At 61.1% G+C, this 26,765-nt stretch carries 19 protein-coding genes and 1 tRNA gene; 8 read left to right on the top strand and 12 right to left on the bottom strand.

The window, feature by feature from the left end:
- Nucleotides 1-363: 363 nt before the first annotated feature.
- The 4 genes from FB600_RS35110 to FB600_RS35095 all read right to left on the bottom strand — a co-directional run bounded on the left by FB600_RS35110 (nucleotide 364) and on the right by FB600_RS35095 (nucleotide 5,604).
- Nucleotides 364-2,364 carry a DUF3732 domain-containing protein gene (locus FB600_RS35110; RefSeq protein WP_145758140.1) on the bottom strand — a complete coding sequence of 667 codons (2,001 nt, stop codon included), beginning with the start codon at nucleotides 2,362-2,364 and terminating at the stop codon, nucleotides 364-366.
- A gap of 1 nt (nucleotide 2,365) precedes the next feature.
- Nucleotides 2,366-2,857 (bottom strand): three component ABC system middle component, encoded by a 492-nt coding sequence (locus FB600_RS35105; RefSeq protein WP_145758139.1) that lies wholly within the window; start codon nucleotides 2,855-2,857, stop codon nucleotides 2,366-2,368.
- Complete coding sequence (locus tag FB600_RS35100; RefSeq protein ID WP_145758138.1) at nucleotides 2,857-4,164, bottom strand: ABC-three component system protein; 1,308 nt, start codon at nucleotides 4,162-4,164, stop codon at nucleotides 2,857-2,859. Before FB600_RS35100 ends, FB600_RS35105 begins: the two co-directional genes overlap by 1 nt.
- 1,179 nt (nucleotides 4,165-5,343) lie before the next feature.
- A complete protein-coding gene (locus tag FB600_RS35095) occupies nucleotides 5,344-5,604 on the bottom strand; it encodes a DUF6471 domain-containing protein (RefSeq protein WP_038733709.1) in 261 nt (86 codons plus the stop codon).
- Between the two features lie 136 nt (nucleotides 5,605-5,740).
- Between FB600_RS35095 and FB600_RS35090 the strand changes: the two genes are divergently transcribed.
- The 3 genes from FB600_RS35090 to FB600_RS35080 are packed head-to-tail and all read left to right on the top strand — an operon-like array spanning nucleotide 5,741 to nucleotide 10,787.
- Complete coding sequence (locus tag FB600_RS35090) at nucleotides 5,741-8,446, top strand: DDE-type integrase/transposase/recombinase (protein ID WP_145758137.1); 2,706 nt, start codon at nucleotides 5,741-5,743, stop codon at nucleotides 8,444-8,446.
- A gap of 8 nt (nucleotides 8,447-8,454) precedes the next feature.
- Nucleotides 8,455-9,492: an AAA family ATPase gene (locus FB600_RS35085; RefSeq protein ID WP_122768919.1), complete on the top strand. Its 1,038-nt coding sequence runs from the start codon at nucleotides 8,455-8,457 to the stop codon at nucleotides 9,490-9,492.
- Nucleotides 9,489-10,787, top strand: a complete 1,299-nt coding sequence (locus FB600_RS35080; protein ID WP_145758136.1) for a TniQ family protein — start codon at nucleotides 9,489-9,491, stop codon at nucleotides 10,785-10,787. The genes FB600_RS35085 and FB600_RS35080 overlap by 4 nt, the downstream gene beginning before the upstream one ends.
- A 213-nt stretch (nucleotides 10,788-11,000) precedes the next feature.
- On the opposite strand, the gene FB600_RS35075 is transcribed toward FB600_RS35080, so the two are convergent.
- From FB600_RS35075 to FB600_RS35050, 6 genes are all read right to left on the bottom strand, one after another.
- A tRNA-Ile gene (locus FB600_RS35075) sits at nucleotides 11,001-11,076 on the bottom strand.
- A gap of 139 nt (nucleotides 11,077-11,215) precedes the next feature.
- On the bottom strand, nucleotides 11,216-13,633 hold the full coding sequence (rpoD, locus tag FB600_RS35070; protein ID WP_013690881.1) for an RNA polymerase sigma factor RpoD: 2,418 nt from the start codon (nucleotides 13,631-13,633) through the stop codon (nucleotides 11,216-11,218).
- A gap of 97 nt (nucleotides 13,634-13,730) precedes the next feature.
- Nucleotides 13,731-15,611, bottom strand: a complete 1,881-nt coding sequence (gene dnaG, locus FB600_RS35065; protein WP_096751502.1) for a DNA primase — start codon at nucleotides 15,609-15,611, stop codon at nucleotides 13,731-13,733.
- A 52-nt stretch (nucleotides 15,612-15,663) separates the two neighbouring features.
- Nucleotides 15,664-16,110, bottom strand: coding sequence for a GatB/YqeY domain-containing protein (locus FB600_RS35060; protein WP_013690883.1), 447 nt, complete (start codon nucleotides 16,108-16,110; stop codon nucleotides 15,664-15,666).
- A 188-nt stretch (nucleotides 16,111-16,298) separates the two neighbouring features.
- Entirely contained in the window at nucleotides 16,299-16,511 is a 213-nt protein-coding gene (rpsU, locus tag FB600_RS35055) for a 30S ribosomal protein S21 (RefSeq protein ID WP_006479415.1), read from the bottom strand.
- A gap of 79 nt (nucleotides 16,512-16,590) precedes the next feature.
- Entirely contained in the window at nucleotides 16,591-17,919 is a 1,329-nt protein-coding gene (locus FB600_RS35050; protein WP_261383541.1) for an NAD(P)/FAD-dependent oxidoreductase, read from the bottom strand.
- Here FB600_RS35050 and tsaD point away from each other — a divergent pair.
- The 5 genes from tsaD (at nucleotide 17,918) to FB600_RS35030 (ending at nucleotide 23,721) form a co-directional block, all read left to right on the top strand.
- Nucleotides 17,918-18,958, top strand: coding sequence for a tRNA (adenosine(37)-N6)-threonylcarbamoyltransferase complex transferase subunit TsaD (gene tsaD / locus FB600_RS35045; protein WP_025101834.1), 1,041 nt, complete (start codon nucleotides 17,918-17,920; stop codon nucleotides 18,956-18,958). The two genes, FB600_RS35050 and tsaD, sit on opposite strands and share 2 nt — an antisense overlap.
- Before the next feature lie 196 nt (nucleotides 18,959-19,154).
- Nucleotides 19,155-20,012, top strand: a complete 858-nt coding sequence (locus tag FB600_RS35040) for a DUF4123 domain-containing protein (RefSeq protein WP_145758134.1) — start codon at nucleotides 19,155-19,157, stop codon at nucleotides 20,010-20,012.
- Between the two features lie 43 nt (nucleotides 20,013-20,055).
- Nucleotides 20,056-22,623 (top strand): T6SS effector BTH_I2691 family protein, encoded by a 2,568-nt coding sequence (locus FB600_RS35035; protein WP_145758133.1) that lies wholly within the window; start codon nucleotides 20,056-20,058, stop codon nucleotides 22,621-22,623.
- 4 nt (nucleotides 22,624-22,627) lie between these two features.
- Nucleotides 22,628-22,930: a hypothetical protein gene (locus FB600_RS37990; RefSeq protein WP_227742803.1), complete on the top strand. Its 303-nt coding sequence runs from the start codon at nucleotides 22,628-22,630 to the stop codon at nucleotides 22,928-22,930.
- The gene (locus FB600_RS35030; RefSeq protein WP_261383540.1) at nucleotides 22,897-23,721 is read left to right on the top strand and encodes a DUF6708 domain-containing protein; all 825 of its coding nucleotides are present in this window, start codon (nucleotides 22,897-22,899) and stop codon (nucleotides 23,719-23,721) included. The genes FB600_RS37990 and FB600_RS35030 overlap by 34 nt, the downstream gene beginning before the upstream one ends.
- Nucleotides 23,722-23,844: 123 nt before the next feature.
- Here the strand turns inward: FB600_RS35030 and folE2 are convergent, their stop codons facing one another.
- Nucleotides 23,845-24,651: a GTP cyclohydrolase FolE2 gene (folE2, locus tag FB600_RS35025; protein ID WP_013690889.1), complete on the bottom strand. Its 807-nt coding sequence runs from the start codon at nucleotides 24,649-24,651 to the stop codon at nucleotides 23,845-23,847.
- 163 nt (nucleotides 24,652-24,814) lie between these two features.
- Complete coding sequence (dxs, locus tag FB600_RS35020) at nucleotides 24,815-26,719, bottom strand: 1-deoxy-D-xylulose-5-phosphate synthase (protein WP_096751506.1); 1,905 nt, start codon at nucleotides 26,717-26,719, stop codon at nucleotides 24,815-24,817.
- Nucleotides 26,720-26,765 lie beyond the last annotated feature (46 nt).

The raw sequence follows: 26,765 nt of genomic DNA, 5'->3' as shown, positions 1-26,765 counted from the left end.
ATCTGCCGCTGAGCAAACTCGCCGCTCACGGCAAGTCGATCTTAACCGAGTGTGACGCAGATGGAGGAGAGAGGCGTCCTTTACCGACCGCTTACGCAGAATTTGCTCAAGTTCACGATATTCACCAGGCGTGACCTGGTACCTGTATAAGGGAAAGCCGGGTGGCTCCCTGAAAACGTCCCGAACGAACAGGAATTCCGTCAGCCATCCCCGAATGGGTGACACCGCCCTAGGTACCTGCGCCATGCCATCTTCCCCTAACGCTCTTGTTGCCCCAAATACTACGCCTGCAGATTTAGTGCTTTGTTAAATCCACACGCAGCGCGCTGTACTCTACGCTGCCCGCTACCCACATATTTTCGGTCAGCGGCCGAACCACTCGCGCGGAATGAGGCCGTCTCCGGCGCTCTTCCACGCAGCAACTGGATTCATATGCTTCACCTTTCCCCAAATCGACTTGTCCGCATGCTCAACGACAATGATTTGGTATTGAAATTTCGCACGCTCGATTCCTCGTGACAACGCTTTGAAAATGCGCCGTGTGTCGGTAATGTCCGCATCCCTGGTTCCCCGCAAACCCTCGGCTTGCACTTCGTGTCCATCGAGCTGATTTTCACCGGAACTCGCGCTTGGGAAGAAGACTTGGCTCGGCTGGTCAATCGCCAGAAAACTGAAAACCGGGCCATTAACACGCTCTGGTTCAGTGAAATACTCGTGCAGAGCGAGGAATGTCGACACATGGTACGCCATCCAGTTTGCACCACTCCCAATCTCCCAAAGGAAGTCCTTCCGGCTGCCTTTCTCTTTGGAAAAACTTAACGTCAGCTCCTGCTGGTCGAGTTCAATAACTGCTTCCGATTTCAGGTCAAACCATTTCGCGTATCCTCGAATGAGCTCATCCATCTGCTCCGCGACCTGCCCTTCACGTTGCTCGCGACCGCAGTTCTGAAAATATTCCTCGAGAAGAGCGAGCTTCTCCTCCGTGTCACGAATACGGTCACCTAAGTCATCTTCGCCTTCCAATGTCGACAGGGCCATAAGAAGAGCCTGCAATCTTCCAAGAAGCACATACGCTCTGCCCAACGATTCCATTGGCAGCGCCTCCTTAGGCTCAAGACTCAGCCTGTACATTCGCGCCCCGTGGAGTTCGTCCTCTGCTTCAGAAAGTCTCTTCTCGAGTGCCGCCAGTTGCCTGTCAACAATCGGTCCTTCGAGAAGCGCTTCGGACAGTCGAGTCACGTCATCAAGCTTTTCTTCGAGGCCGTTCAATACATCATGGCTGTGATTACTTGTTGAGCCGCACACCACGCAAGTTTCGTCTCGAACCAAGCTGCGCTGGAGCCAATCAAGGTTCACTACGCGAACCCTCTCATCCTCCACTGCGCCCGACAGTTTTTTCGCCCGGTCTGACAGTGCCTGATAGTCACGCAACTCCTGCACCAGGTCATCGACCTTTCTCTGAGCCTTCTCCTCGTGCTCAGTCGCTTCTCTGAAGAGCTTGTTTGAATAGCCATATTGCGGTGCTCGGAGGCGCTGCGCGAGGTGCCCTTCGATGTACGCGTCGTTCAACGCTTTCAGAGACCGGACGCAGGCTTCAAGGGACATGCCATCACGGTCATCGGACAATCCCAGCTCGACCGACTCGTTCCATAGTGTCCTGACCTCAGCTTGCCACGATGCAAACGCAGTCTCACGGGTCCGCTGCACTTTATGAAGGGCGTCGAGATTCTTCAAGAGACGCGTGCGCTCGCGAGCCTTCTTCAGGTATGCTGCATCGACAATGCCGAGTGCGTACGGTAAGACGCGCTTAAGCTTGTCCTTGTGTTCGTACGTATCGGTCTTGTAGAACAGAACATTGGGATTGGCGACAATATGCTGGGGAAGAAAGTTGAACGCTGCCAGGTCTCTATAGGATGGTCGATTCTCTGCGTTTTCAGCGTCCTCATCGTCGACCAACGACATGTTGGTGACACGCGCAATCCTGTTGAATGCATCCTTGTATTGTGCGTGTGTATGCGTCGCCCTAATGCTTTTTGGGATGGGCGCATAGCGCCCATCCAGCGTCAAAAAGAAAAATTCACCGCTGCCAAAACTGTTCAGTGGCGTACGTCGCCCAATCAGCACCCATGTGTCACGGATTCGAACTCTGAGACCAAACCAATCAGTCTTCTGGCGGATTACGCCCACGGGAATCGTGCATCGCTTGGAACCAAGACAGTAGTCAATGATGGCAATGATGGACGACTTTCCCGTTCGACTGCGTCCGTGGATGACGTTGACCTCATTTTCCGAAAACTCGAGCGTTCGAATCTCGAAGCGTTGATTTTTAGGCCACAGAATCAGCCCTGAAATGAAGAATTGCATATCAATGAAGGCCGAGTATTGCGAAGAGTTCTGCCGCGGTAAAGTCTTTGAACCAGTTGGCTAGACGTAGCACTGTTCCAGACATTTCGTTATCGATACTGCTCGCTGGACTACTCCCTGGCGGCCACCGCGGAGGTCCAAACGCAAACTCTCTCTCGTCTCCGTCGAAACGCTTGACCAGAAGACCGGTCGCGCATGCGATATTGAGCCCCTGCGACGATACAGCCGCGTGAGCAGCAACCCTATCAGCAAGACGCTCAGTGATGCGAGGCTCATCGGCGATGACTGCATGCATGGGTGTCGCGAAATTTCGGCTCTGGATGCCCCGGCGGCTCGGACCATGCCAAACTAGCGGCAGGACGAGCAGCAGTTTCTCAAACGACGGATGCCCCCTGTTCACAGTGCGGACCTGATATTCCTTCGTGAAGCTCGCCAGAAGGAAGCATGCTAGTGCGCTGTTGTGGATGAGTGTGCGGTCGATGTAACCTGACATCAAGACTTCTCCTCGTCGCCAGCGTCCTTCTCGGCACCGTACGCTGGATGCCAATAGACAAAATATCGGTCGTCCGGCCTGTTTGCCATATGATGGTAGTGCCCGTGCGTGAGATACGAGTTACCCGTTTCGTACCGACCAATAGCGGCCTTGAAGTTCTCATCCAAAGTCTTCGTAAGCGTTAGCAAACCACGCTTCTCTGGCGTACTGTCCGCTCGCGTCATCAGTTCCATCTCGGCATTGTCACGACAATCTTGCCATCGCTGGTGAAGCTTGTCCTCGCGCGCTTCCCAGTCGACCTGATTGAAACCCTCCTTCTCGAGCCGTACTCGCTCCGCATAGAAAGCCCAGTACTTGTCCAGGTGTCTATCGATGATTCTCGCGGGAATATCGAGACGAGAGAGTTGCTTCAGGAAGAAAAAATCCCGTCCACCTCGCTCAACAAGATGCTTGAAATCGACGTGCACCATAGGACGGTCGAGGTACTTGTTGAGGAAACGACGGTCAAACTCTTTGTGCAAATGGTCTCTAAATGTCTGAGGCGATAGCCAGACCGTCTCTTTGTCCGACCATGCCGTGCGGCACGTATCGACGGCTATGCCGAGAAGGTATCGGTAGATTTCTTCGCCCTGCTCGACAAGGGCCGAAGGCAATTGGAAAATTTGGATTGTCGCTTCCCGCGGCGGCACACCTGAATCTGTTCCACCGCGGTCCAACAATTTCACCCCACGTACCAGGTAGCTCAAGTCATCGTCGTCGTACTTAAGGACTGCTTCCGCCTCGGTCTTCGCCGAAGACTTTTCCCTCGTCGCTGACTTTTCCTTTGCCGCGGGCTTCCGTTTTGACGCGATGGCTGCCGCCTGCGCACGTAGCGCAGATACAGCGGCCTCTACTTGCGCGTCCGACTTCGCGTCGGAAAGCATGCGTACCAGAGCACTCTCGGGAACGCTTGCGTTTGTGACCAGACAAAAGTGGACTTCGACATACTTCGCTCGTAGCACTTTGACATGGCTCAACCAAACGCGAAGCGTGTGCCACAGCTTATAGCTACTGTCCTGGAAAGGTTGGCCTGCGGATTGGACGGTGTTCGCGTCCTGCTCAATCCTCGCATCCACTGTGCCGTCGGCATTCCACGTCAACTCCGCCACGTCGTCCAGCGTCTCGATACCGACTTGCGTTCGTATCGCGTGACCGGAGAACAGCGAATAGAGTGCGCGCTCAAACTGGAACGTGAAGGCGACGATGGTCGGTGCCGCGTTGGTATTGATTGGCTTTTCTACTTCTAGTTTTTGGTCTCGCTCGTTCATACTCTTCCCCGATGGGACTCTCTAGTCTCCCCGAAATCTGCGACCCAGGAAATACTGTATAAATCAACAGCCCACAGATTTGTCGATTCAAACACCCACCGTCGTTCAGATGCTGACACGGTCATTCCATGCGAATTGCATATGGCATCTCGGTCAAGGGCTTCGTCCCGTTGTCTCGTTCTTGAGCAAAGGGGCCGGACGACGCCCCCTCCCCGAAAAGAGAAGGGGTCGAACTGCCGTCTTACGGTGGTCGAGTCACTTCCGGAACCGCAAATAACGAATGAATTCAGAGACCACACCAATGGCAGTTGCCATGGATATTTGGCTATTGACTTATCACGACGTACAACGGTCGCCAGTCCTGTGTGCAGTAATGGAATTCCTTTCGAACTCGTAAGACACACTGCCGACTAGGTTACAAAACGTTGCAGCATCAACTTGAGGTGAGGGCCTCATGATTTCATTTTGCTTTACTGGTGTAACCGCACCTTGTCGACAGATGGTGAAGAAACGGCTGCAATAAAAATCCTTGCGCCCAAGGCTCAGCCCTGAGCATCCTCGTGGGTCTGGGCCCCGGGTGGTGAGGCTGAGCCCAGCCCTCCCAATGGCAGATGCCAGGGAAAGCCTTCCACTCAGCCTCCCCACCCGAATTCCCCGGTATGGGGCCGCTTCGCCCGCCAGCGCTGTATGCGCCCTCCGGGACGCTAGCTTCGCCATCCCGTTGCCGAAATCTCAGACGCTATCCCCCTAGTCTCGGGTATCCCCTGCACGCTAGCGGTGGATTCAGCCCCCGTCCGTGCAAGCGGCCACTCACCGAAGCCCGTCAGTTGGACGGGGCGGCCCTACCGTCGGGCGGCTTCGTACTCGGCCGACACGTGGCATGACCGTATAACGCAATTTGAAGGGCATGACGATGCTCGAATGCTGCCTTGAATCACTGCGGGAATCCCGACAATAGGAAATTCTTGAAAGCGGACTCTGGATTTACTAGGTTGAATGCTGGCGCAACGCCAGCCTGAGTAGGTCGCACTTGATGACGCCGTGGCCCATCGGACCAGGGCCTCCTCGCCTTTTTGTGAGAGGGTACGAGGCGAGGGCATCATGCGACAAGCAAAGTGGCTTCGAGGGGCGAATCCGCACGGATGCGCTACGGGCGCTCGAATTTCGAAAAAGCCGACCCTATTTAATCCGGACAGACTTCACGTCCATTGCGGCCAAGCAGGCCAGCAAGAACGCCGACGAGAATCGCTTCCGATTGACCTTTCGGTTTATCTGGTCCGGCGACTCATCAATTCCGAGTCTCTCCAGTCGCTTCGAAAGCTCCTTGTAACTCAAGAGCTGACGCGCCATCTCCTCCACTATCAGCTCCTTCGCCGCCTCTTCCCACGAGCCGTACGGCTCCACTGGCGACGTTGCCCTTTCGAGCGGCGTCTCGCTCATCCTTGCACCCTTAGCCGGATTTGGCCCCTGATTTTTGAGGAAAGCACGATTCTGGCACAAACAAATCGGTCATATACGACCGACCCAGCGCCAGCGCCCCTACACGTCCTTTGTAGGCATTTTTTGTGAGGACGTAATGCTTAGCAAGGCACAACTGGTCGACCTGTTCGACCATCTGGGCACGCCACCTGCGGGCCGCAAGCTGGTCCAGGAAGCTCGCGTTCACGCGCCCGTACGCAAGGTGGCATCCCGGGGAGGCAATGTCATCACCTACGTGGCAAGCAGGAAGATGGCGCGCGAAATCGCCACGGAGAGCTACGGCATCGAGTTCGCTGCAGCTATCGGATTCGAATACGACGAACGTGTTCTGGAGTTCTATCCGCAGCCGTGCAAGTTGCAACTCCGTCTGGTCGATGGCGCCACCGGTGAAATCCGAGCGATTCATCACACCCCGGACTTTCTCGCGATTTGCCAGGACGGCATCACACTTGAGGAGTGGAAGTCCGAGACGAAGCTGACCCACTTGGCCGAGAAGTACCCCTACCGCTACCAGCGAGACGCCGACGGAAACTGGTACTCGCCACAAATCGAGGAACAACTCGCCAAACTCGGCATTCGCTACCGGATTCGCAGCGATGCTGCCATTCCCCGGCGCCGAATCGAAAATCTGCAACATCTCGCAGACTACTACCTCCCCGCTGCCGCCCCGTGCCCCGCGGACGTTCTCGCTCGTCTCGAAGCAGGCCTGAAGGAGCAAGGTGCACTCCACTTTTATGAACTACTGCAGCCGCCGTACTCATTTAGCGCCGACCAGGCGCACAAGGCCATCGCAGACCATCTCGTTGTCACCGACCTCGACCGGGAGTCCTTGCGCAATCCTCGACGTTTCCGAATCTACCGGGACGAGATGCTGCGCGAGTTTCTGTATGCGGAGGCACATCGAGCAACGCCGCCAGGTTACGAACACTTCGCGCTTCACATCGCCGTCGGCACCAGGTTCGAGTTCGAAGGTCAGGAACTGACCATCACACTGGTCGGCGAAAAGAGCGTTGTCTGCAACAGGCAGGACCATACGACTATGGAGCTTCAGCGTGACTGGCTATTGGCCGCTCACGACCGAAATCGAATCCGAGTCATCGAGGCTACGGCTCCCAACGACCTCGGTCTGAGCCGATATACCGAGGCTGAATACGCGGAAGCCCTTCGGCGCCAGACGTTGCTTCATTCGGAATCGGCGACGGCTACGGTTTCCGCGCGTACCTTGCGGCGATGGAATACCTGCCAGGCCATCGCGCGCGCCAATGGAGACCATGAGATTCTGGCATTGGTACCTCACATCGCTGCGCGCGGAAACCGCACCGCTCGTCTGAGTGAGGAGCAGATTGACCTGATGGACCGCGTCATCGACGAGCACTGGAGAAACAGCAAGGCGATTAACTACAAGACCTGTCATCGGCATCTTGTAGTGGTGTGTTCGCAGGAAAACGTAACGACACCGTCGTACCCGACGTTGATTAAGCACATTAAATCGCAGACAACCAACCATGACACCCGGATTCGTGAGGGCAAACGCCTGGCGTACCAGAAGGATGCGTTTGTGGATGTCATGCACTACCACACGCCGATACATGGCAGCCGACCGTTCCAGTATGTACATATCGACCACACTGAACTGGACATTGAACTAATCTCCAGCCGCACGAGCAAGAATCTCGGCAGGCCGTGGTTGTCCCTCGCCGTGGACGCATATACGCGGCGTATTGTCGGCATGTTCCTGAGCTATGACCCGCCGTCGTACCACTCCGTGATGATGGTGGTTCGTGACATAGTCCGGCGATTCAAACGACTGCCAGAACTCGTCTTTGTGGACAACGGCAGCGACTTCCGGTCCGACGCATTCAAGTCCTTTCTCAAGGCGATGGGTTGTCATCTCCGTTTTCGTCCGTCCGGCAACCCACGTCACGGTACGGTACTCGAGCGCATGTTCGGGCGACTGAACGTCGACTACATCCACGGCCTCGCGGGCAACACGAAGGCCACAAAGCACGTCCGGATGGTTTCCGGTTCGCATCTGCCCAAGAATCTCGCCGAGTGGACGCTCGAACCACTCTATTACGGGGTCGAGTATTGGGCTACGGAATACTACGACCAGGAGCAGCATCCTGTTCTAGGCGAGTCCCCGCGTGAAGCATTTCTGCGCGGCTTGCGCGAGAGCGGCTCGCGGGAACACCTGCACATCCAGTTCAACCGCGATTTCCTGATTGCCACATGCCCTCCGGTTGACCGAGAAGGCTTGCGTCGAGTTCATCCGCAGCGCGGCGTAAAAGTGAACGAGAGGCTTTACCACAATCCTGCGTTCCAGTCGTTCCAAGTCGCTGGTCAACGGCTCCCAGTCCGGTACGACCCGTGGGATGCATCGTCCGTCTATGTACGCGTGAAGGACCAATGGGTTCAGGCTATTTGCCCGAGCCTGAACGGCCTTGGTCAACTTACCGAGAATGAATGGAAAGCTCTGACGCAGGAATACGACCGACGCTACCGCACATCTGTCAGTGACGAGCAGGATGCGCAACGGCTCAAGGAATTCATGCGCACCTTCACGCCGGAGGGCGCGTTGGCCGTTGCCTTCGAGCGCCAGGTTGAAAACAAGTCGCTGTACAACAGTTTGCAGTTCGCGAGCATTGCTCCCGTCGCGCCGCTACACCGATTTAGCCTCACCGAGGAAACATCGAGCGCTGCCGAATCGCCGGCAGAGACAAGGTCATCGACACCAACCAATCCGGTCCAATCGCTGCCTGAGGCAGCAGCGTGGGACGACATTCCCGACCTTGACACGTTTTGAGGTGATTCATGAAACAACACTCCGCACCACTTTCGCCGATTCCGAATTCGGCGAGCATGCTGCTCGGCAAGCGCATCAGACACCCGCGCATCGCGCAGGTCATGTCTGAACTGGAAACCTTGATTTACCCCGGCAGCCAGGACAGCACGCTCCTCGTTTGCGGCCCGACTGGCGCCGGCAAGACCACGCTGGCCAGATACATGGTCGAGGCGGCAGTTGAGCGCGCCTCCGCCGCAATGGAAGCCGACGCCGGAACGATTCCGGCCATCTTCGTCGAGGCACCTGCCTCTGGTGAGAACGAGTTCTCGTGGAGACTTTTCTATCGGCAGATTCTCGCTCAGCTTGGCGACGACCTCGACTCGCCGAAAGCGGCCTATGGTATCGACCAGCAGTCTGGACGCATGGTCCGGCCGCGCGGCGCCAGTGGCAACAGCCTCGCGGCGCTGAGAACGGCCGTCGAACGTGGGCTGCGCGAGCGGCAAGTCCAGTTCCTCGTCATTGACGAAGCCGCTCACATCATTCACCAGACGCGCGGCAGTTCCAAGCTGGAGATTCAGCTTGATACGCTGAAGTCATTGGTGAACCAGTGCGGCACGCAGATGGTGTTGGTCGGCTCCTACGACCTGTACCGGCTCATGTCGTTGTCCGGCCAACTCGCCCGACGCTCGCATGTCCTGCATTTCGAACGCTATCGGCAGGACCGTCCCGAGGATGTTCGAGCGTTCATCGCCTGCATCCAAGCATTCGAAAAGATGCTTCCTGAACTCTGGGGCGGCGAACTGACACGTTACGCAGAAGCGCTCCACGAGAACACGCTGGGCTGCATCGGCACGCTGAGCAGCGTGCTCACTCGAGCAGCCAGGCTGGCCGAAGCCGACGGGCGTTGGTCAGAGGACGCGTTACGGCGAGCGCTGCTCACCGAAGCACAGCGCGACCGGATATTGACCGAAATCCTCGACGGCGAGGAGGCCATCAATCCCGGCCTCACCCGCATCATGCGTAGGCCGCAGCGTCAGGCATCAGCTGGCAGAAGGAGTGTCGCATGAGATACACAATTTCAAATCCACGCTCGACACTGCACGCTCTCGAACCCATCGGCCTCGGCACGCCCGAGGTTGAAAGCCTGCTCAGCTACTTCTGCCGGCTGGCCGTGTCGCACAGCGTGTCAGCTGCAGCGCTTTGCCGGCAATTCGCCAAAACTGTTGGCTGGGAGCTTTCGGAGAAGCACGAATGGCACGTGGGGAACATCGGCGGCATCGGAGAAGCAGCGAGCAACTGGTCTGCCGCGCTCTCAGCTCTTACGAGCGTCGAACGACTCGACAGACTCACACTGCTGCCATGGCGTGACGTTATTGCTCAAACCAGCCTGGCCGCGACGCGCTCACGTTGGTGTCCGGCATGCTTCGCAGAGGACCGGGACAGCGGCAAAACGCCTTATTTCCGCCTGGCATGGGACGTGGGGGCAGTGAATGTATGCGCCAAGCACAAGGTCGAGCTGGTGCACATCTGTCCGGATTGCGGACGCGCTGACGCGCGGCACAAGTCGGCCTACGTCGTCCCCGGCTGGTGCGCGCACTGCGGGGCTTTTCTCGGCGATGGAGAGCGGCCTGCGCCTGCTTCTCCGGAGGAGCTCTGGAAGGCGACTCAGGTCGGGGCGATGCTGGAAGCTCAAGCGTCACTCGAAGCGCCGCCTGCCCGGCAGGGAATGCTTGACGCGATACAAACGCTTGTTACCCAGGTCGACAACGGAAAGGGAGCAGTTTTTGCGCGGCGTCTGGGCCTGAGCAAGACTACGGTGCATCACTGGTTGAAGGAAGGCGGCGCTCCTGCGTTACCAGCACATTTGCGCATCGCGTCACAGACCGGATTGCCACTCCAGCGGTTGCTGACGGGCAATTTGGACGGCTGGACTCCCTGCACGGCAGAAGTCCACCAGCTCGCGATGCTGTTCCCCGCTGAGACAAAACGGGCGACCGCCCGCTCAATCGACTGGGAGAAGGTTCGCGACGAGTTACACACGTTCAGCAGACTGCCGTCCATCATTAGCGTAGCGGAGGCAGCACGCCGCCTCGACGTCGACACCAGGCTGCTGTACCAGAATGCGAACAAGGAAGCGCGCGTCCTCGCCGAACGCTGGAGGCAATATCTGCAGCGCCGGAAAGAACAGAGCGTGGGCAATGCCCGCACCGTCATCGAGGCGGCATGCCGGGACATCATCGCCGACGGCAAGGCCATCAATCTGCGGGAGCTTAATGCTCGAGTGCCCAAGGAGGTCCTGGGCAGCATCCGCGGCGTCATCGACGTGCTCCAGGAGGTCAAGGAGGCGCTTGGCGTGAGCTAGGCGCCCGCGCCCCCTTCACAGCGAAAAAGCCGGCGTGCACGCCGGCTTTTTTACGCCCATTCGCGGCTGCACACCGCGAACAAAGCTTTTCACGCTACCACCGATTCCCGATAAAGCAAAATGCGTCCCATCGGGGAATAAAGCATAACGTGTCACGATGGCCACTTTATGCTTAACGGCACAGACTCAGGCAGACATGCTCGGGGGGAAGTGTGGTGGGCCCGGCGGGGTTCGAACCCGCGACCAATCGATTATGAGTCGACTGCTCTAACCGCTGAGCTACAGGCCCTGATCTGACGCAGTGGGAAGACTGCATTGACACGCGCCCCGACAGACTGCACTCGGGGACGGCATTGTACCGAACAATTGGGGAGAGAAGAACCGCCGCCGACCTTCACGGCCGGCGGCGGCCACATGCTTGACGCCGATCAGTTCCCTTCCAGGAACGACTTCAGCTTGTCCGAACGGCTCGGGTGACGCAGCTTGCGCAGCGCCTTGGCCTCGATCTGGCGGATCCGCTCACGCGTGACGTCGAACTGCTTGCCGACTTCCTCCAGCGTGTGATCGGTACTCATCTCGATACCGAAACGCATCCGCAGCACCTTGGCCTCGCGCGGCGTCAGCGAATCGAGCACGTCCTTGACGACGTCGCGCATGCTGGCATGCAGCGCGGCGTCGGCCGGGGCGACCGTGTTCGAATCCTCGATGAAGTCGCCGAGATGGGAATCGTCGTCGTCGCCGATCGGTGTTTCCATCGAGATCGGTTCCTTCGCGATCTTCATGATCTTGCGGATCTTGTCTTCCGGCATCTCCATCTTTTCGGCCAGGGTTGCCGGATCCGGCTCGAGGCCGGTTTCCTGCAGGATCTGGCGCGAGATCCGGTTCATCTTGTTGATCGTCTCGATCATGTGAACCGGAATCCGGATGGTACGTGCCTGGTCCGCGATCGAACGCGTGATCGCCTGGCGGATCCACCACGTCGCGTAGGTCGAGAACTTGTAGCCGCGACGGTATTCGAACTTGTCCACCGCCTTCATCAGGCCGATGTTGCCTTCCTGGATCAGGTCGAGGAACTGCAGGCCGCGGTTGGTGTACTTCTTCGCGATCGAGATCACCAGGCGCAGGTTGGCCTCGGTCATTTCACGCTTGGCCTGGCGCGCCTTCAGTTCGCCCGCCGCCATCTGGCGGTTGGTTTCCTTGAGGTCCTTGAGCGGCAGCACCACGCGCGCCTGCAGATCCAGCAGGCGCTGTTGCTGCTCGTGGATCGCCGGCACGTTGCGCTGCAGGATGGCGCTGTACGAATGGCTTTCCGTGGCGATCTTCTCGGCCCAGGCCAGATCCGTTTCGCTGCCCGGGAAGCGCGAGATGAATTCCGAACGCGGCATGCCGCACTTGTCGACCACGATGTGCAGGATCTGGCGCTCGACCTGACGCACCTCGTCGACCTGGGCACGCAGCGTGTCGCACAGACGCTCGACGGTACGCGCCGTGAAGCGGATCGACATCAGCTCGTTCTGGATCGTTTCCTGCGCCTTCAGGTAGGACTTCGACTTGTAGCCTTCCTTCTCGAAAGCGCGACGCATCTTGTCGAACCATTCGCTGATCAGGGCAAACTTCTCGAGCGAGGTGCGCTTGAGCGCTTCGAGCTGGGCGGCGTTGGCGGTGGCCTGCGCGGCACCGTCGTCGTCCTCTTCCTCTTCGTCCTCGGCGGCCTCCTCTTCGTCCTCGTCCGCCTGCTCGGCTTCTTCCGCTTCCTTCGCGTTGAAACCGTCGGCGTCCTCGGCGTTCGGATCGTTCAGGCCGTCGACCAACTCGTCGATGCGGATTTCGTCGTTCGCGACGCGCTCGGCCATCGCCAGGATATCGGCGATCGTGGTCGGGCATGCCGAGATGGCCATCACCATGTGGCGCAGGCCGTCCTCGATGCGCTTCGCGATCTCGATTTCGCCTTCACGCGTGAGCAGCTCCACCGTGCCCATCTCGCGCATGTACATGCGGACCGGATCGGTGGTGCGGCCGAATTCGGAATCGACCGTCGACAACGCGACTTCGGCTTCCTCCTCGACCTCGTCGTCCGACGACGCGGCGGGCGCGTTGTCGTTCAACAGCAGGGTCTCGGCGTCCGGCGCCTGCTCGTAGACCGCCACGCCCATGTCGTTGAACGTGCCGATGATGCCTTCGAGCGCTTCCGTTTCCGTGAAGTTGTCGGGCAGGTGATCGTTGATTTCCGCGTACGTCAGGAAGCCGCGATCCTTGCCCAGCTTGATGAGCGCGCGCAGCTTGACGCGCCGCTCCTCGAGCTCCTCGGCCGTGCCGGGCTGGCTCGTCGCGAACGCTTCCTTCAGCAGCAGCTTTTCCTTCGCGCGACGATCCCGCGCCTTGGTTTTTTCCTTGCCCGCTGCAGCGGCGGGCTGCTCGTCGCTCTGGGTTGCGTCGTCATCGACGGATACTTCGTTCAGCTTTTTCGTCATGGAGTTCGCCGTACCGGCTAAATCGACTCGCGGCTGCTGGACAACAGCCTCTTGAACCGTGGATGCTTGAGTAGTGCGTACTGCCGTTTCGTCCGCGGCGGCAGCCGCTGCCCTTGCGCTATTCGCACTTGCCCGCTTCGCCGACGGCTTGGCCGCCGTACGCGATTCGGACTTCGCGACGGCCCGTGATGCGCGAACCGTCGGTGCCGGCGCAGCCTTGGCGGTGCCGGCAGCAGTGCGTTTCCTGCCAACTGGCGACGCGCCGGACAACGACTTCGCGGAAGATGAAGATGCAGTGCTGGCCTTCGTGACCTTGCCGGTCGGCTCGTCGGAGCCCTTGCCTACTGATCTTTTCCCGCCTGTCGTCTTTGCCATTGCGAATCTCGCCCTTGTGCTTAGAAAACAAACCGCTGAAAACCTTGTATTATAGCACGTTGGGGTAGGCCTCTCGCCCTACCCCGTTGTTCCTCGTTTACAGTCCCAGTTTTGCCTTCATGTCCGTGCGTGCGCGATTGAGCGCCATCAGCTCGGTCAATTCCTCTGGAGAATGCGTCGACTGGCGCGACAACTGGTTAAGCCGGTCGTTGCAGGCGTCGTAGCGCATCTTCAGCACGGCGGCCTTCAGTTCCTCCCCCGCGATCCGTTCGCGCTCGCGCACGGCCTCCTGGCCGGCCTCGTCCTCGGGGCTTTGCAGCAGCAGCTCCCGGACGTTTTCATCATAGTCGAGAATTTCGCGGAAGATTTCGTCGTAGGTTTCGGCGTTCGTCGTATTGCGGAGAACGTCGGACAACAGCCGGAATTCGGCCGCATTGCCCAGCTCCCGCGAGATCGCCAACACCTCGTCGAATAGCTCCCCATTTCTCGGCAAGCCGCGTAGGGTCGCAACATCATCCTCGTCGAGCAGGGCCACGATGCGCGGGTACATCACCAGGTTGCGCAGCGTGCGTTTCTCGTGGTCGGTCACGCGGCGCCGGTCGGCGCGCGCGGGCGCCTGGCGTGCCGGCGCGGCGATCCGCGCGTCGACGTCGCTCAGCCCCGCCACTTCCTCGAACGGGATGTTCAGGCGATCGGCGAACATGTGCATGATCTGCGCGCGCAAGGCATTGGCCGGCAAGGCCTGCAGCAGCGGCTTCGCCTCGAACAGCGCCTTGGCGCGCCCTTCCGGCTGGTCGAGCTCCTTGCCGGCGATCGCCTCGTTGAGCAGGAACTGCGACAGCGGCATGGCGCGGCGCACCTGGTCCGAGAACGCCTCGGCGCCGAATTCGCGCACGTAGCTGTCGGGATCGTGCTCGGTCGGCAGGAACAGGAAACGGATCGTGCGATTGTCGGCCGCGTGCGGCAGGCAGGCCTCGAGCGCGCGGCGCGCGGCGCGGCGGCCGGCCGCGTCGCCGTCGAAGCTGAACACCACCGTGTCGGTCTGACGGAGCAGCTTCTGCACGTGGATCGGCGTGCAGGCCGTGCCGAGCGTGGCCACCGCGTTCGGGAAGCCGAGCTGGGCGAGCGCCACCACGTCCATGTAGCCCTCCACCACCAGCGCGTACTTCTGGTCGCGGATCGCGAGGCGCGCCTCGAACAGCCCGTACAGCTCGCTGCCCTTGTTGAACAGCGGCGTCTCGGGCGAGTTGAGGTACTTCGGCTCGCCCGAATCGAGCACGCGGCCGCCGAAGCCGATCACGTTGCCCTTGACGTTGCGGATCGGGAACATGATCCGCTCGCGGAAGCGATCGTAGCGGCGCGCGGTGCCCTGCGCGTCGGTTTTCTCGCTCACGATCACCAGGCCCGCGTCGACCAGCGTGTCGGCGCGGTAGTCCTCGAAGGCCGTCTCGAGGTTCTGCCAGCCATCGGGCGCGTAACCGAGCCCGAAGCGCATCGCGATCTCGCCGGTCAGGCCGCGCTTCTTCAGGTACTGGATCGCATTGGTCGCGCCGCGCAACTGCTTGCGGTAATAGTCGCTGGCCGTCTGCATCACGTCGGTCAGGGCGGTGGTGACCGATTTCGAGGCGGCCGGCAGCGAGCTGCCCTCGCCACCGTAGCCGCCCCCGCCCCCACCGCGCATCGAGGGCTCGTGCGGGACGGTCAGGCCGACCGACTGCGCAAGCTCCTGCACGGCCTCGGGGAAGCTGAGCCCGGCATGCTCCATCAGGAAGCCGATCGCGGTGCCATGGGCGCCGCAGCCGAAGCAGTGATAGAACTGCTTGGTCGGACTGACGGTGAACGACGGGCTCTTCTCGTTGTGGAACGGGCAGAGCCCCATGAAATTGGCGCCGCCCTTCTTGAGTTGGACGAAGCGGCCCACCACGTCGACGATATCGACGCGGTTCAGCAGATCCTGGAGAAAGGAACTCGGAATCACGATACAGGCGTGGACAGGAACCGGCGGACACCGCGGGGCGCCCGCCCGACGCTCACTTCGACAGGGCGGCCTTGACGCTCGCGGACACGGCCGTCATGTCGGCCTTGCCAGCCAGCTTGGCCTTCAGCACGCCCATCACCTTGCCCATGTCCTGCGGACCGGCCGCGCCCACCTCGACGATCGCGGTCCGCACCGCGTCGGCCACCTCAGCCTCCGAGAGCTGCGCCGGCATGTAGGCAACCAGCACCGCCACTTCCGACTGCTCCTGCGCGACCAGGTCGTCGCGGCCGGCGGCCTGGAACTGGGTGATCGAATCCTTGCGCTGCTTGAGCATCTTGTCGACCACGGCCACCACGCCGGCGTCGTCGATCGTGATGCGCTCGTCCACCTCGCGCTGCTTGATCGCGGCCAGCAGCAGGCGGATCGTGGCGAGCCGCGCGCTGTCCTTCGCGCGCATCGCGGCCTTCATGTCTTCGCTGATCTGGTCTTTCAAACTCATTGCTTCACCCGGAGAGAAAAAATACGGAATGCCCGAGCGCCCGGGCATCAACACAAAAACCCGCTTGAGAGCTTGCTCAAGCGGGTTTGCTCGAATTCGGCATCGACAGCCCGCTGCGTGGGACTACCGGCGCGCCGCCTGGCCAAACTGCGGCGCCTGAGATGTGAGGGGTGGGTGACGACCCGCGTTCAGTAGAGCTTCTTCGGCAGCGTCTGGCTGCGGATGCGCTTGTAGTGCCGCTTCACCGCGGCTGCCTTCTTGCGCTTGCGCTCGGCCGTCGGCTTTTCGTAGAACTCGCGGGCGCGAAGTTCGGTCAGCAGACCGTTCTTCTCGATCGTCCGCTTGAAGCGGCGCATCGCGACTTCGAAAGGCTCGTTTTCTTTAACGCGAATGATCGTCATGACCCGTCACTGAAAAAGGGAAACCACGGAAGAAAGGTTTCCGAGTATAGCAGACGCGTTGCACAAACGCACTAGCACGTCAAGCGCCGCGAGCCAGTTCCGCTGCCGCCTGCCCGGCCGCCACGCCCGAGGCCCAGGCCCACTGGAAGTTGTAGCCGCCGAGCCAGCCGGTCACGTCGATCGATTCGCCGATGAAAAATAGTCCCGGAACGCGCGCGCTCATCATCGTCGACGAGGACAGCTCGCGCGTATCGACGCCGCCCTTGGTCACCTCGGCCTTCTTGTAGCCCTCGGTGCCGTCGGGCACCAGGCTCCAGCGCGACAGCGCGCCGCCGACCTGGCGCAGCGTCTTGTCAGGCAGGTCGGCCAGGCGCGCGTCGGCCGCGACGCGCTGGGTATCGAGCCAGGCCTGGGCCAGCCGCGCCGGTACCCATTCCGACAGCAGCGCGCCGATCTGCCGCTTCGAGCCGGACTTGGCGGCCAGCAGCGCCTCGCTCGCGTCCTCGCGCGGCAGCAGGTCGACGTGGATCGGCTCGCCCGGCTTCCAGTAGCTAGAGATCTGCAGGATGCCGGGGCCGGACAGGCCGCGATGCGTGAGCAGCAGGTCCTCGACGAATTCCGCGCCGTCCTTTTTGCCGCCGGTCGCCACGCGCACCTCCAGCGACAGGCCCGAGAGCGCCGCGAACGGCGCCCAGTCGGCCGAGGCGAACGTCAGCGGCACCAGCGCGGGGCGCGTGTCGATCAGCTTGTGGCCGAACTGCTTGGCCAGCCGGTAGGCGAAATCGGTGGCGCCGATCTTGGGGATCGACAGGCCGCCCGTGGCGACGATCAGCGCGCGCGCGTTGATCGCGCCGGCGCTGGTGTCGAGCGTGAAGCCGGTGTCGTCGGCATGGCGCACCGCCTCGACCGAGACGGGGCGCCGCCAGGCGATGCGCCCCGCGTCGCATTCGGCGCGCAGCACGTCGATGATGCCCTCGCTGAGCTGGTCGCAGAACAACTGGCCCTTGTGCTTCTCGTGCCAGGTGATGTGGTGACGCGTGAGCAGCGCCAGGAAGTCGCGCGGCGTGTAGCGCGCCAGCGCCGATCGGCAGAAACGCGGGTTCTGCGACAGGTAGTTCTCTGGCCCCGCGTTGAGATTGGTGAAATTGCAGCGGCCGCCGCCGGAGATGCGGATCTTCTCGGCCAGGCGCGGCGAATGGTCGATCAGCACCACGCGGCGCCCCAGTTGCCCGGCGACGGCCGCGCTCATCATGCCGGCCGCCCCCGCGCCGATCACGGCGATATCGAAATTTTCCATGGCGCGGATTGTAACCGCCCGGCAAGCCGCGCCCGGCGCCGACCGGCCCCTCGCTGCTATACTGCCCGGTTGCCAATGCTGATCCGGCTGTCCAGCCGCCCCACCAACCATGCTTGTCCTCGGCATCGAAAGCTCGTGCGACGAAACCGGCCTCGCGCTCTACGACACGCAGCGCGGCCTCGTCTCCCATGCGCTCCACTCGCAGATCGCGATGCACCGCGAATACGGCGGCGTGGTACCCGAACTCGCCTCGCGCGACCATATCCGCCGCGCGCTGCCGCTGCTCGAGCAGGTGTTCGCCGAAGGCGGCGTGACGCGCGAGCAGGTCGACGCGATCGCCTTCACGCAAGGGCCCGGCCTCGCGGGCGCGCTGCTGGTCGGCGCGAGCATCGCGAACGCGCTGGCGATGGCCTGGGACAAGCCCACGGTCGGCATCCATCATCTCGAAGGCCACCTGCTCTCGCCGCTGCTGGTCGAGGCGCCGCCGCCGTTTCCGTTCGTCGCGCTGCTGGTGTCGGGCGGCCATACGCAGCTGATGCGCGTGACCGACGTCGGCGTCTACGAGACGCTCGGCGAAACGCTCGACGACGCGGCCGGCGAAGCCTTCGACAAGACCGCCAAGCTGATCGGCCTCGGTTACCCGGGCGGCCCCGAGGTGTCGAAGCTGGCCGAGCGCGGCACGCCCGGCGCGGTCGCGCTGCCGCGGCCGATGCTGCATTCGGGCGATCTCGATTTCAGCTTCAGCGGCCTGAAGACGGCGGTGCTCACGCAGATGAAGAAGATCGAGGCCGGCGGCGCGACGGGCGAGGCGCTCGAGGCGGCCAAGGCCGACCTGGCGCGCGGTTTCGTCGATGCGGCGGTGGATGTGCTGGTCGCGAAATCGCTGGCGGCATTGAAACAGACCCGGCTCAAGCGCCTGGTGGTGGCCGGCGGCGTGGGCGCGAACCGGCAGCTGCGCACGGCGCTGTCGGCAGCCGCGAAGAAGCGCGGTTTCGAGGTGCATTACCCCGATCTCGCGCTGTGCACCGACAACGGCGCGATGATCGCGCTGGCCGGCGCGCTGCGCCTCGCGCGCTGGCCCGAGCAGGCCAATCGCGACTACGCCTTTACCGTCAAGCCGCGCTGGGACCTGGGCTCGCTGGCAGCTTGAGCCTGGCGGCGCCACTCGGCGCCGATTCCAGCACGCCGGATGCGCACCGAGCGCGTTATCGCCACTCAAAAAAATAGCGGTAAACGAGATCGCATAATCAGATGGATTCTGATTATTCAGATGCCGGCGATTTTGATTCGCAGATAGACCCGAAAACCACCTGATATTTCCATTCCCGATCGATACGATCGGCCGCATGGTTTTCGTCGTTCCCCGTGGCTATATTCCCCTCGCACATCAAGTTCACGACGTCGCCGTGGTTCTTGCCGAACTTCCGGCGCGAGGGAAAGCCATCATCGCCATGCCGCATTCCACGCAAAAGTTAAGAGAACTGAAGTTCCATTGTTCCAGCGTCCTGCCTCACGGCTTCCTGTTGATCGATCCCGTCACTCGGATCGATACCCCCGAGCTTTCCGAATTCAGCGGACAGCCCTGCGTGCCGCGTGTACTGGCACATCGTGAAGAATGCATGCCGCTACTGGTCGATATAGCCACCCTCGACGACCCGGCAAGAACCCTGGCAACCCGATATCTGCTTGCCGAGAGGCATGTCGAACGAGCCCCCGTGATCTGTGCCTGGCTCGACAGCGAAGCAAGCGGCGATGCAATCAGGGAACACATTGCGAACCACCTCGTCGGTCCCGGCGCTGAAGGCGCGGACGTTTTCTGGCGCTTTTACGATCCGCGCGTGATGAGCATGGCGCTCGCGGTCCTGGATCCCTCGCAACGACAAGCGCTACTCGGACCGGTGACATCGTGGACGTTTCCATGGGCGGGGCATTACTGGTGCGTCGAGACGAGCGACAACGGGCGTGCCGCCGTCGACGCATCGTCCGGGTGGCCGCGCCCGGACCAATGGCCTCGCATCGACCGCAGCGATCTTGCCGACCGAATCGTGCGCCGGCGCCTCGCTTTTTCAATCGATCACCTCGCACATCTCCCCAGCACCCTGGATCGGATGTTTTGCGAAGCGGTGTGTCAGGGAATCACGAGCCCCGACGCACTCGTCGATTACGCGCTGCATTGCCTGCGACAAGCGTTCCTTGTTCCCTGACCCAGTATCACGGCGCTCCAGCCGGCTACCGAGGATGCCTTTCATGCCAGCTCGCAAAGCTTGCCCAATGTGTGATCGTCAGTCATTGCTGATCCATCCGGTTCGCTACGCAATCGCGTGCCCGCGTGGCGCGGACAAGGCGCCGCCCTTGTCCGGCAATTTCCGGACCGACGAACGCGCGCCGCAATCCGTCGCCTCCGCCCGATACACCTTGCGTGCATTGCGCGGCGGGTATCTCTATACCTACGACGAGAAGCGCAAGAACCTGCGCGCCTACATGGTGCTCGACAACGGCATCCTCTGGCGCTTCCCTGCCGACACCCAGCCACCGCCCGGCGACACACCAGACCGGTTCATTCGGCAGATATGCCCCACCAGCGACGAAGCCTACGACTCCTATGGTCGATGCGTGGATGTGCTGCATACTCCGGGCAGCGACGAGGCGACCAAGCTCTGGATCGGCTGGTCCAATGTTCGCTGGACTCGGCGGATCGTCTACGACAAGGTGGAAAGCGAAGCGTGGCGCATGCAGCACATGCAGTGCATCGATATTCCTGCCATGCTCGCCGGCGATGCGGATGACACGGGCGAGTTCCAGGCGTCACATCGGCAGATCGCGCATTTCGCGATGGACGACCAGGCGATGACCGAGGCTTTCGCCTTCAGCAATCAGCCTGTCAAGTACGAGACGCTCGCGCGCCGCAGCCAGGTGGCCAAACGTATCGGCGACGCGATGGCGGAATCACCGAACAAGAAAGGTTTCGTGGTCGCGGTCAATGATCCGGTCGGCATCACCAACGATCTCGCGGAATTGACGGTTCCCAGCCTGCATAACGGCTTCGACGAGCAGATTTATTGGAAATCCATCTCGGCACAGTTGCTGGAGCGCGCGGAAGCCGGCATTCGCGCCAACGCGCGAGCTACGGCCGGCTTGACGTATGGCGTGTCAAGGACGATTGCGGAGGCCAACGCTGTCAACACGAAGATCGGTCGCCCAGTATCGGCGGATGCAATGGGAGCTTTTCATGTGCTGCGCCGGTGGATCAAGACAGGAAGCCTCGAAAAGGCCGTGAAAGAGGAAACAAAGAAAGCGAGCGATATTCCCGCAACCCAGGAGGATGCGGCCAACGAAGCTTGGGAGGAGGCTTCGACCAGGGTTGGCGCCGACGGCAAGCGAGTCAGCGTGCTCGATTCAGAGGCCCTGAAGCGCTTCCCGCAGGAATACCAGCAAGCGCTCGATGCGTTCAGGCCGACATGGGAAGCCCTCGTGCAGGCTCACGCCGATTGGCTGAAATCGCTGCTGCTGGCTGAATGGATGGCGGGCAATCATGACGTGAAGGACTTGCGCAGCGGTTACGCCTACAGCGAATCCTGCGCGCAGGCGATCGGCGCCGCCGCAGGTACCGAAGCCTGCAAGAAGGTGCTCGACGACTGGCTGAACGGCCAGGCTTCGGATATCAGGAATCTGTATGCGCCGGCCCTGATGTTCAACCATGAGCAGTTGATGAAGGCGGCGGACGCGCATGTTCATGCCTCGGATATTCCGTACGAAAATTTCCTGAATATCTACAAGCTGGCCTTCGACCAGATCAAGGATCTGGGCAACGCCGCGAACTTGCGTGACAGGCTAGTGGTCACGACGGCCAATCAAGTCGTCAATGTATTGACGAAGGCTGCACACGGTTCCGCGGTGGGTTTCATCACGATCCGCCTAGCAATGCAATCGGGTGTTCGAATCAAGCGATCTCAGGCCAACAAGTTGGCGATACGCGATTGGACATTGGAGCAGGCCAAAGCGCTGGAAGTGAAGTTGGATGGCGATCGGACCAGCCAAAGGGCAGCCGCCACGCAGGTCGGCAAGCAGGTTCTGAGGGCGGCGCCCGCGACGGACATGAATATCGTCGCCTACGAGATGGACGTCGATACGTTGGTGAAGAACGGGAAACTCGAGGCCGGCGCGATCAAAGCGATCAGGGTGCCTGGGGTGGATGCGACGAAGAGGTGGCTCGGATCGTCCAAGGATTTCAGTCTCGGCGTCGTGACGATGATTTTCCAGCTTGTGACGCTGCGCTTCGCGACCAAGGAATGGGAGGGGCGTGATCGATTCACTCATGACGAAGCGGAGTTGAAGCTTGCCGGTGCCGTTGTATCGATTCTTGGAACGGTTGTCGAGACGGCTTCGGCAACGATCGCGAAGGCGCCTGCTCATCCGCTGTCGACGTTCATGATGAAGCAGTGGGCAAGAGCAGGCGAACGAGCCGCGATCGGCATTCGCATTGGACAGGACTTAAGTGCCCTCGCCGGATTTATGCTCGGAATCCATGACATCATAAAAAATTCCCCTCAAGCATATGAAAACAGAGAATACAAACTATCAAGCCTTTACCTCGCAAGCGGAGCACTAGGAATCTACATCAGTGCCGCACCGATATTCAATATTCCATTTTTCTGGCCAGCCCTCGCCTCCTCGATCCTGATCGCCACCGCAATATCAACTCACAAATCGTCAGCAATAAAAAATTGGATATCTCGATGCAAGTTCAGTAAATTCGAAAAATATCGCTCGCTGGAAAACGAGCTTGAGGCATTCAACTTTGCAATAGGCAACTAGGATCATGGACGAGCGGGCGATAAGAAAGTGCATCGGCAAGCCGATTCCGGAATGGGACGTCGCGCATCGATTGCACATCGATCAACCGGCAGGCCCCTGTATCGAGGATTTCGGAACAGTCTTCCGCTTCAATTCCATTTTCATGGATATAACAGAGCCATCGTTTCTGGAAAAACAGTGGTTTGCCGCAGGCGTTGCCATTTTATTTATTGGCACTGGAATTGGACCTTACACATATATTTTTACGCATACAGATCCGCCCCCGAATTCTGGATGTTTTTCTTTAATTGCATGGCAGCATCCATAACGATTTTCTTCGGATCATTTACGTGGCGATTCGGCCGGGGCCTGTTCTTTGGGCTGCGCCATCGCCCGATTCGCCTGCATCGGGAAGTACAAAAAATCTACGCAATCCGCTCCCGGCGTTACTTCGCGAAACCCGGCGAAGGCGACATAGTCTGGGAAGCCCCCTGGTCGACCGAATCGATCTTCTGCCTGCATCGGGAGCACACATCGTTCGGCACCATTTTCCACATCCGACACTACACGCTCGACAACAACGGCAACGTCGCACGCGTGTTCTCGATCGGCAGGGAATGGACCGGCTACCCGCAAATCGACATGGCTCTTGCCCAATGGAACTACTGGTGCACCTACATGAACGATGGACCGGAAGATCTACCCAAACCGATGTTGTTCCATACCCAGCAAGAAACGCTACGCGAGGCGTTCCTGTTCTCGCTTTACAGCTTCGGCTTGCGCGCCCCGGTCTTCGTCCGGCTGCTGCTGATGCCGCTCATCCTCGTCTTCACGGTCATGCGCGTATTCGCAAACGCAACCTGTCGCGCCCCCATCTGGCCTGAAACGATCGAACGCATCTCGAACATCTCCGTCGACGATCCCCACGCCGAACCCCGCCCGGGTACCCCTGTCGGCTGGGGCGACACCATCCTGGCCCAGCAACGCGGCGAATATCCAGACAATCCCCAAGCCCAAGTCAAAAACTGGAACGGGGAAATGGACGAGCAAAAAAACGCCGCTGCATGGATCGAAAATCCGGCCGCGGCCACCCGCCGAACCTCACAAGGCAAGCGGTGAAAGACGACCACGGACGACACGCGCCCCCGTCCCCGCGCCACCTACTCGCCCCAAGGAAAACAAAACCCCTCGTGATGGAAGTCACGAGGGGTTTTGTCCGTCCGCCCAGCCCGACGTCAGCCGTCAACCGATCCGCTTGTCGCGCTCGATCAACGCATACGCGCTGTGATTGTGAATCGACTCGAAGTTCTCCGCCTCCAGCACATAAGCGACAATCCGCTCGTCGGCATTGAGCCGCTGCGCGACATCACGCACCAGATCCTCGACGAACTTGGGATTCTCATAAGCGCGCTCGGTGACGAACTTCTCGTCGGGACGCTTGAGCAGCCCCCACAGCTCGCAGGAGGCCTCTTCCTCGGCAATCCGGATCAACTCCTCGACGGCCACCTCGCCATCGAGCTCGGCGTCGATCGTCACGTGCGAGCGCTGGTTATGCGCGCCGTACTGCGAGATCTTCTTCGAGCACGGGCACAGGCTCGTCACCGGCACCAGCACCTTCAAGAACAGGCGCGTCGCGCCATTGCGCACCTCGCCGGCCAGCGTCACCTCGTAATCGAGCAGGCTCTTCACCCCCGACACCGGCGCGGTCTTGCTGACGAAATACGGAAACGTCACCTCGATACGCCCGGCCACGGCCTCGAGCTTGTCGAGCATCGATGCCAGCAGCCCCCGCAACGCCTCGGGCCCGAGCGGCTCCCGGTTGTCCTCGAGCAGCGCGACGAACCGCGACATGTGGGTGCCCTTCTGCTCGGCCGGCAGATGCACGTCGAGGTTCCACGTGCCGACGCTCGGCTGGATCTCGCCGCTCGCGGTGCGCACCGTGAGCGGATGGCGGACCGCCTTCACGCCGACGCGCTGGATCGGGATCTGCCGCGTATCGACCGTGCTCTGCACGTCGGGCATCGCGAAGCCGGGATTCATCTGGTTCATCTTGTTCGAGTCCTTGTCGTCGCGCGACGCGCCGCTTGCGGCACGCGCGCCTCCGCTCGCAAGCGGGGAGCCGGAAAAGCAACATGGGCCCGCAGGCCCATGTGTTCCGTTCCGGAGATACGGGATGCCCGCCCGCCGAACCGGCCGGGCGGCGCCGCGATCCTCAGGCCACGCGCTTCGCCTGGTCGGCGACGCTGTCGGCCTGGTCGAGGAAGCGCTCGCGGATCGATTTCGCGATGCCGGCGGCGTCGAGGCCGCACAGCGACAGCAGCTTGGCCGGGTCGCCGTGATCGATGAAGCGGTCGGGCAGGCCCAACTGCAGCACCGGACGGATCACCCCGCCTTCCATCAGGGCTTCCACGCAGGCCGAGCCCGCGCCGCCCTGGATGCAGCCCTCCTCGATCGTGACGAGGTAGTCGTGCGTCTGCGCGAGTTCGCGCACCAGCTCGGCGTCGATCGGCTTCACGAAGCGCATGTTGGCAACCGTGGCGTCTAGCTCCTCGGCGGCGGCCAGCGACGGCGCGACCATCGTGCCGAAGGCCAGGATCGCGACGCGCTTGCCTTCCGGCTGCGCCGAACGGCGGCGTACCTCGCCCTTGCCGACCGGGATCGCCGTCATCGCCTTGACGGTCGGCACGCCGGTACCGGCGCCGCGCGGGTAGCGCACGGCCGTTGGGCTCGGCTGCTGGACCGCCGTGTAGAGCATCTGGCGGCACTCGTCCTCGTCCGACGCGGCCATCACCGTCATGTTCGGGATGCAGCGCAGGAAGGCCAGGTCGTAGGCGCCTGCGTGAGTCGCGCCGTCGGCACCGACCAGGCCGGCGCGATCAATCGCGAACACCACCGGCAGGTTCTGCAGCGCCACGTCGTGGATCAACTGGTCGTAGGCGCGCTGCAGGAAGGTCGAGTAGATCGCGACCACCGGCTTGAGGCCCTCAGTCGCCATGCCGCCGGCGAAGGTCACCGCGTGCTGCTCGGCGATGCCGACGTCGTAGTAGCGATCCTTGAAGCGCTTCTCGAACTCGACCATGCCCGAGCCCTCGCGCATCGCCGGCGTGATGCCGACCACGCGCGCGTCGAGCTCGGCCATGTCGCACAACCATTCGCCGAACACCTGCGTGTAGGTCTTCTTGGCGGGCGTGGTCGAGGGCTTGATGCCTTCGGCCGGATTGAACTTGCCCGGGCCGTGGTAGAGCACCGGATCGGCCTCGGCAAGCTTGTAGCCCTGGCCTTTCTTGGTGACCACGTGCAGGAACTGCGGGCCGCGCAGCTCCTTGATGTTCTGCAGCGTCGGGATCAGCGAGTCGAGGTCGTGACCGTCGATCGGGCCGATGTAGTTGAAGCCGAATTCCTCGAACAGCGTGGCCGGCACCACCATGCCCTTGGCATGCTCCTCGAGCTTGCGCGCGAGTTCGAGCACCGGCGGCGCGACGCTGAGCACCTTCTCCACGCCGGCGCGGGCGGCCGCGTAGAAGCGGCCCGACATCAGGCGCGCCAGGTGGCGGTTCAGCGCGCCGACCGGCGGCGAGATCGACATGTCGTTGTCGTTGAGGATCACCAGCAGCTTGGCATCCTCGGACACGCCGGCATTGTTCATCGCCTCGAAGGCCATGCCGGCCGTCATCGCGCCGTCGCCGATCACGGCGATCGAGAAGCGATCGTCGCCGTTCAGCTGGCTGGCGAGCGCCATGCCGAGCGCGGCCGAGATCGAGGTGCTCGAATGGGCGGTGCCGAAGGTGTCGTAGACCGATTCCGAGCGACGCGGGAAACCCGAGATCCCGTCGAACTGGCGCAGCGAGCTCATCTGGTCGCGGCGGCCCGTCAGGATCTTGTGCGGATAGGTCTGGTGACCCACATCCCACACGATGCGATCGTTCGGCGTATTGAAGACGTAATGCAGCGCAAGCGTCAGTTCGACCGTGCCGAGATTGGACGACAAATGGCCGCCCGTCTTCGACACGCTGTCGAGCACGAACGCGCGCAGCTCGTCGGCGAGCGGTTGCAGTTGGCGACGATCGAGGCGGCGCAGGTCCGCAGGGTCGTCGATGGTTTTCAGCAAGTCGTACATCGTCGTTCCATTGTAGGAAATCAAACGCGCCCGCACTCCTTATGCA

The sequence above is a fragment of the Burkholderia sp. SJZ089 genome (assembly GCF_007828315.1).
GTDB lineage: Bacteria > Pseudomonadota > Gammaproteobacteria > Burkholderiales > Burkholderiaceae > Burkholderia > Burkholderia gladioli.
This window is presented reverse-complemented; position numbering and strand designations above follow the sequence as displayed.

What these genes read in the sequence shown, in the direction of transcription:
- FB600_RS35110 (WP_145758140.1), bottom strand. Translation starts at nt 2,364, where the DNA reads ATGCAATTCTTCATTTCAGGGCTGATTCTGTGGCCTAAAAATCAACGC.
- FB600_RS35105 (WP_145758139.1), bottom strand. Translation starts at nt 2,857, where the DNA reads ATGTCAGGTTACATCGACCGCACACTCATCCACAACAGCGCACTAGCA.
- FB600_RS35100 (WP_145758138.1), bottom strand. Translation starts at nt 4,164, where the DNA reads ATGAACGAGCGAGACCAAAAACTAGAAGTAGAAAAGCCAATCAATACC.
- FB600_RS35095 (WP_038733709.1), bottom strand. Translation starts at nt 5,604, where the DNA reads ATGAGCGAGACGCCGCTCGAAAGGGCAACGTCGCCAGTGGAGCCGTAC.
- FB600_RS35090 (WP_145758137.1), top strand. Translation starts at nt 5,741, where the DNA reads ATGCTTAGCAAGGCACAACTGGTCGACCTGTTCGACCATCTGGGCACG.
- FB600_RS35085 (WP_122768919.1), top strand. Translation starts at nt 8,455, where the DNA reads ATGAAACAACACTCCGCACCACTTTCGCCGATTCCGAATTCGGCGAGC.
- FB600_RS35080 (WP_145758136.1), top strand. Translation starts at nt 9,489, where the DNA reads ATGAGATACACAATTTCAAATCCACGCTCGACACTGCACGCTCTCGAA.
- rpoD (WP_013690881.1), bottom strand. Translation starts at nt 13,633, where the DNA reads ATGGCAAAGACGACAGGCGGGAAAAGATCAGTAGGCAAGGGCTCCGAC.
- FB600_RS35060 (WP_013690883.1), bottom strand. Translation starts at nt 16,110, where the DNA reads ATGAGTTTGAAAGACCAGATCAGCGAAGACATGAAGGCCGCGATGCGC.
- rpsU (WP_006479415.1), bottom strand. Translation starts at nt 16,511, where the DNA reads ATGACGATCATTCGCGTTAAAGAAAACGAGCCTTTCGAAGTCGCGATG.
- tsaD (WP_025101834.1), top strand. Translation starts at nt 17,918, where the DNA reads ATGCTTGTCCTCGGCATCGAAAGCTCGTGCGACGAAACCGGCCTCGCG.
- FB600_RS35050 (WP_261383541.1), bottom strand. Translation starts at nt 17,919, where the DNA reads ATGGTTGGTGGGGCGGCTGGACAGCCGGATCAGCATTGGCAACCGGGC.
- FB600_RS35040 (WP_145758134.1), top strand. Translation starts at nt 19,155, where the DNA reads ATGGTTTTCGTCGTTCCCCGTGGCTATATTCCCCTCGCACATCAAGTT.
- FB600_RS35035 (WP_145758133.1), top strand. Translation starts at nt 20,056, where the DNA reads ATGCCAGCTCGCAAAGCTTGCCCAATGTGTGATCGTCAGTCATTGCTG.
- FB600_RS37990 (WP_227742803.1), top strand. Translation starts at nt 22,628, where the DNA reads ATGGACGAGCGGGCGATAAGAAAGTGCATCGGCAAGCCGATTCCGGAA.
- FB600_RS35030 (WP_261383540.1), top strand. Translation starts at nt 22,897, where the DNA reads ATGTTTTTCTTTAATTGCATGGCAGCATCCATAACGATTTTCTTCGGA.
- folE2 (WP_013690889.1), bottom strand. Translation starts at nt 24,651, where the DNA reads ATGAACCAGATGAATCCCGGCTTCGCGATGCCCGACGTGCAGAGCACG.
- dxs (WP_096751506.1), bottom strand. Translation starts at nt 26,719, where the DNA reads ATGTACGACTTGCTGAAAACCATCGACGACCCTGCGGACCTGCGCCGC.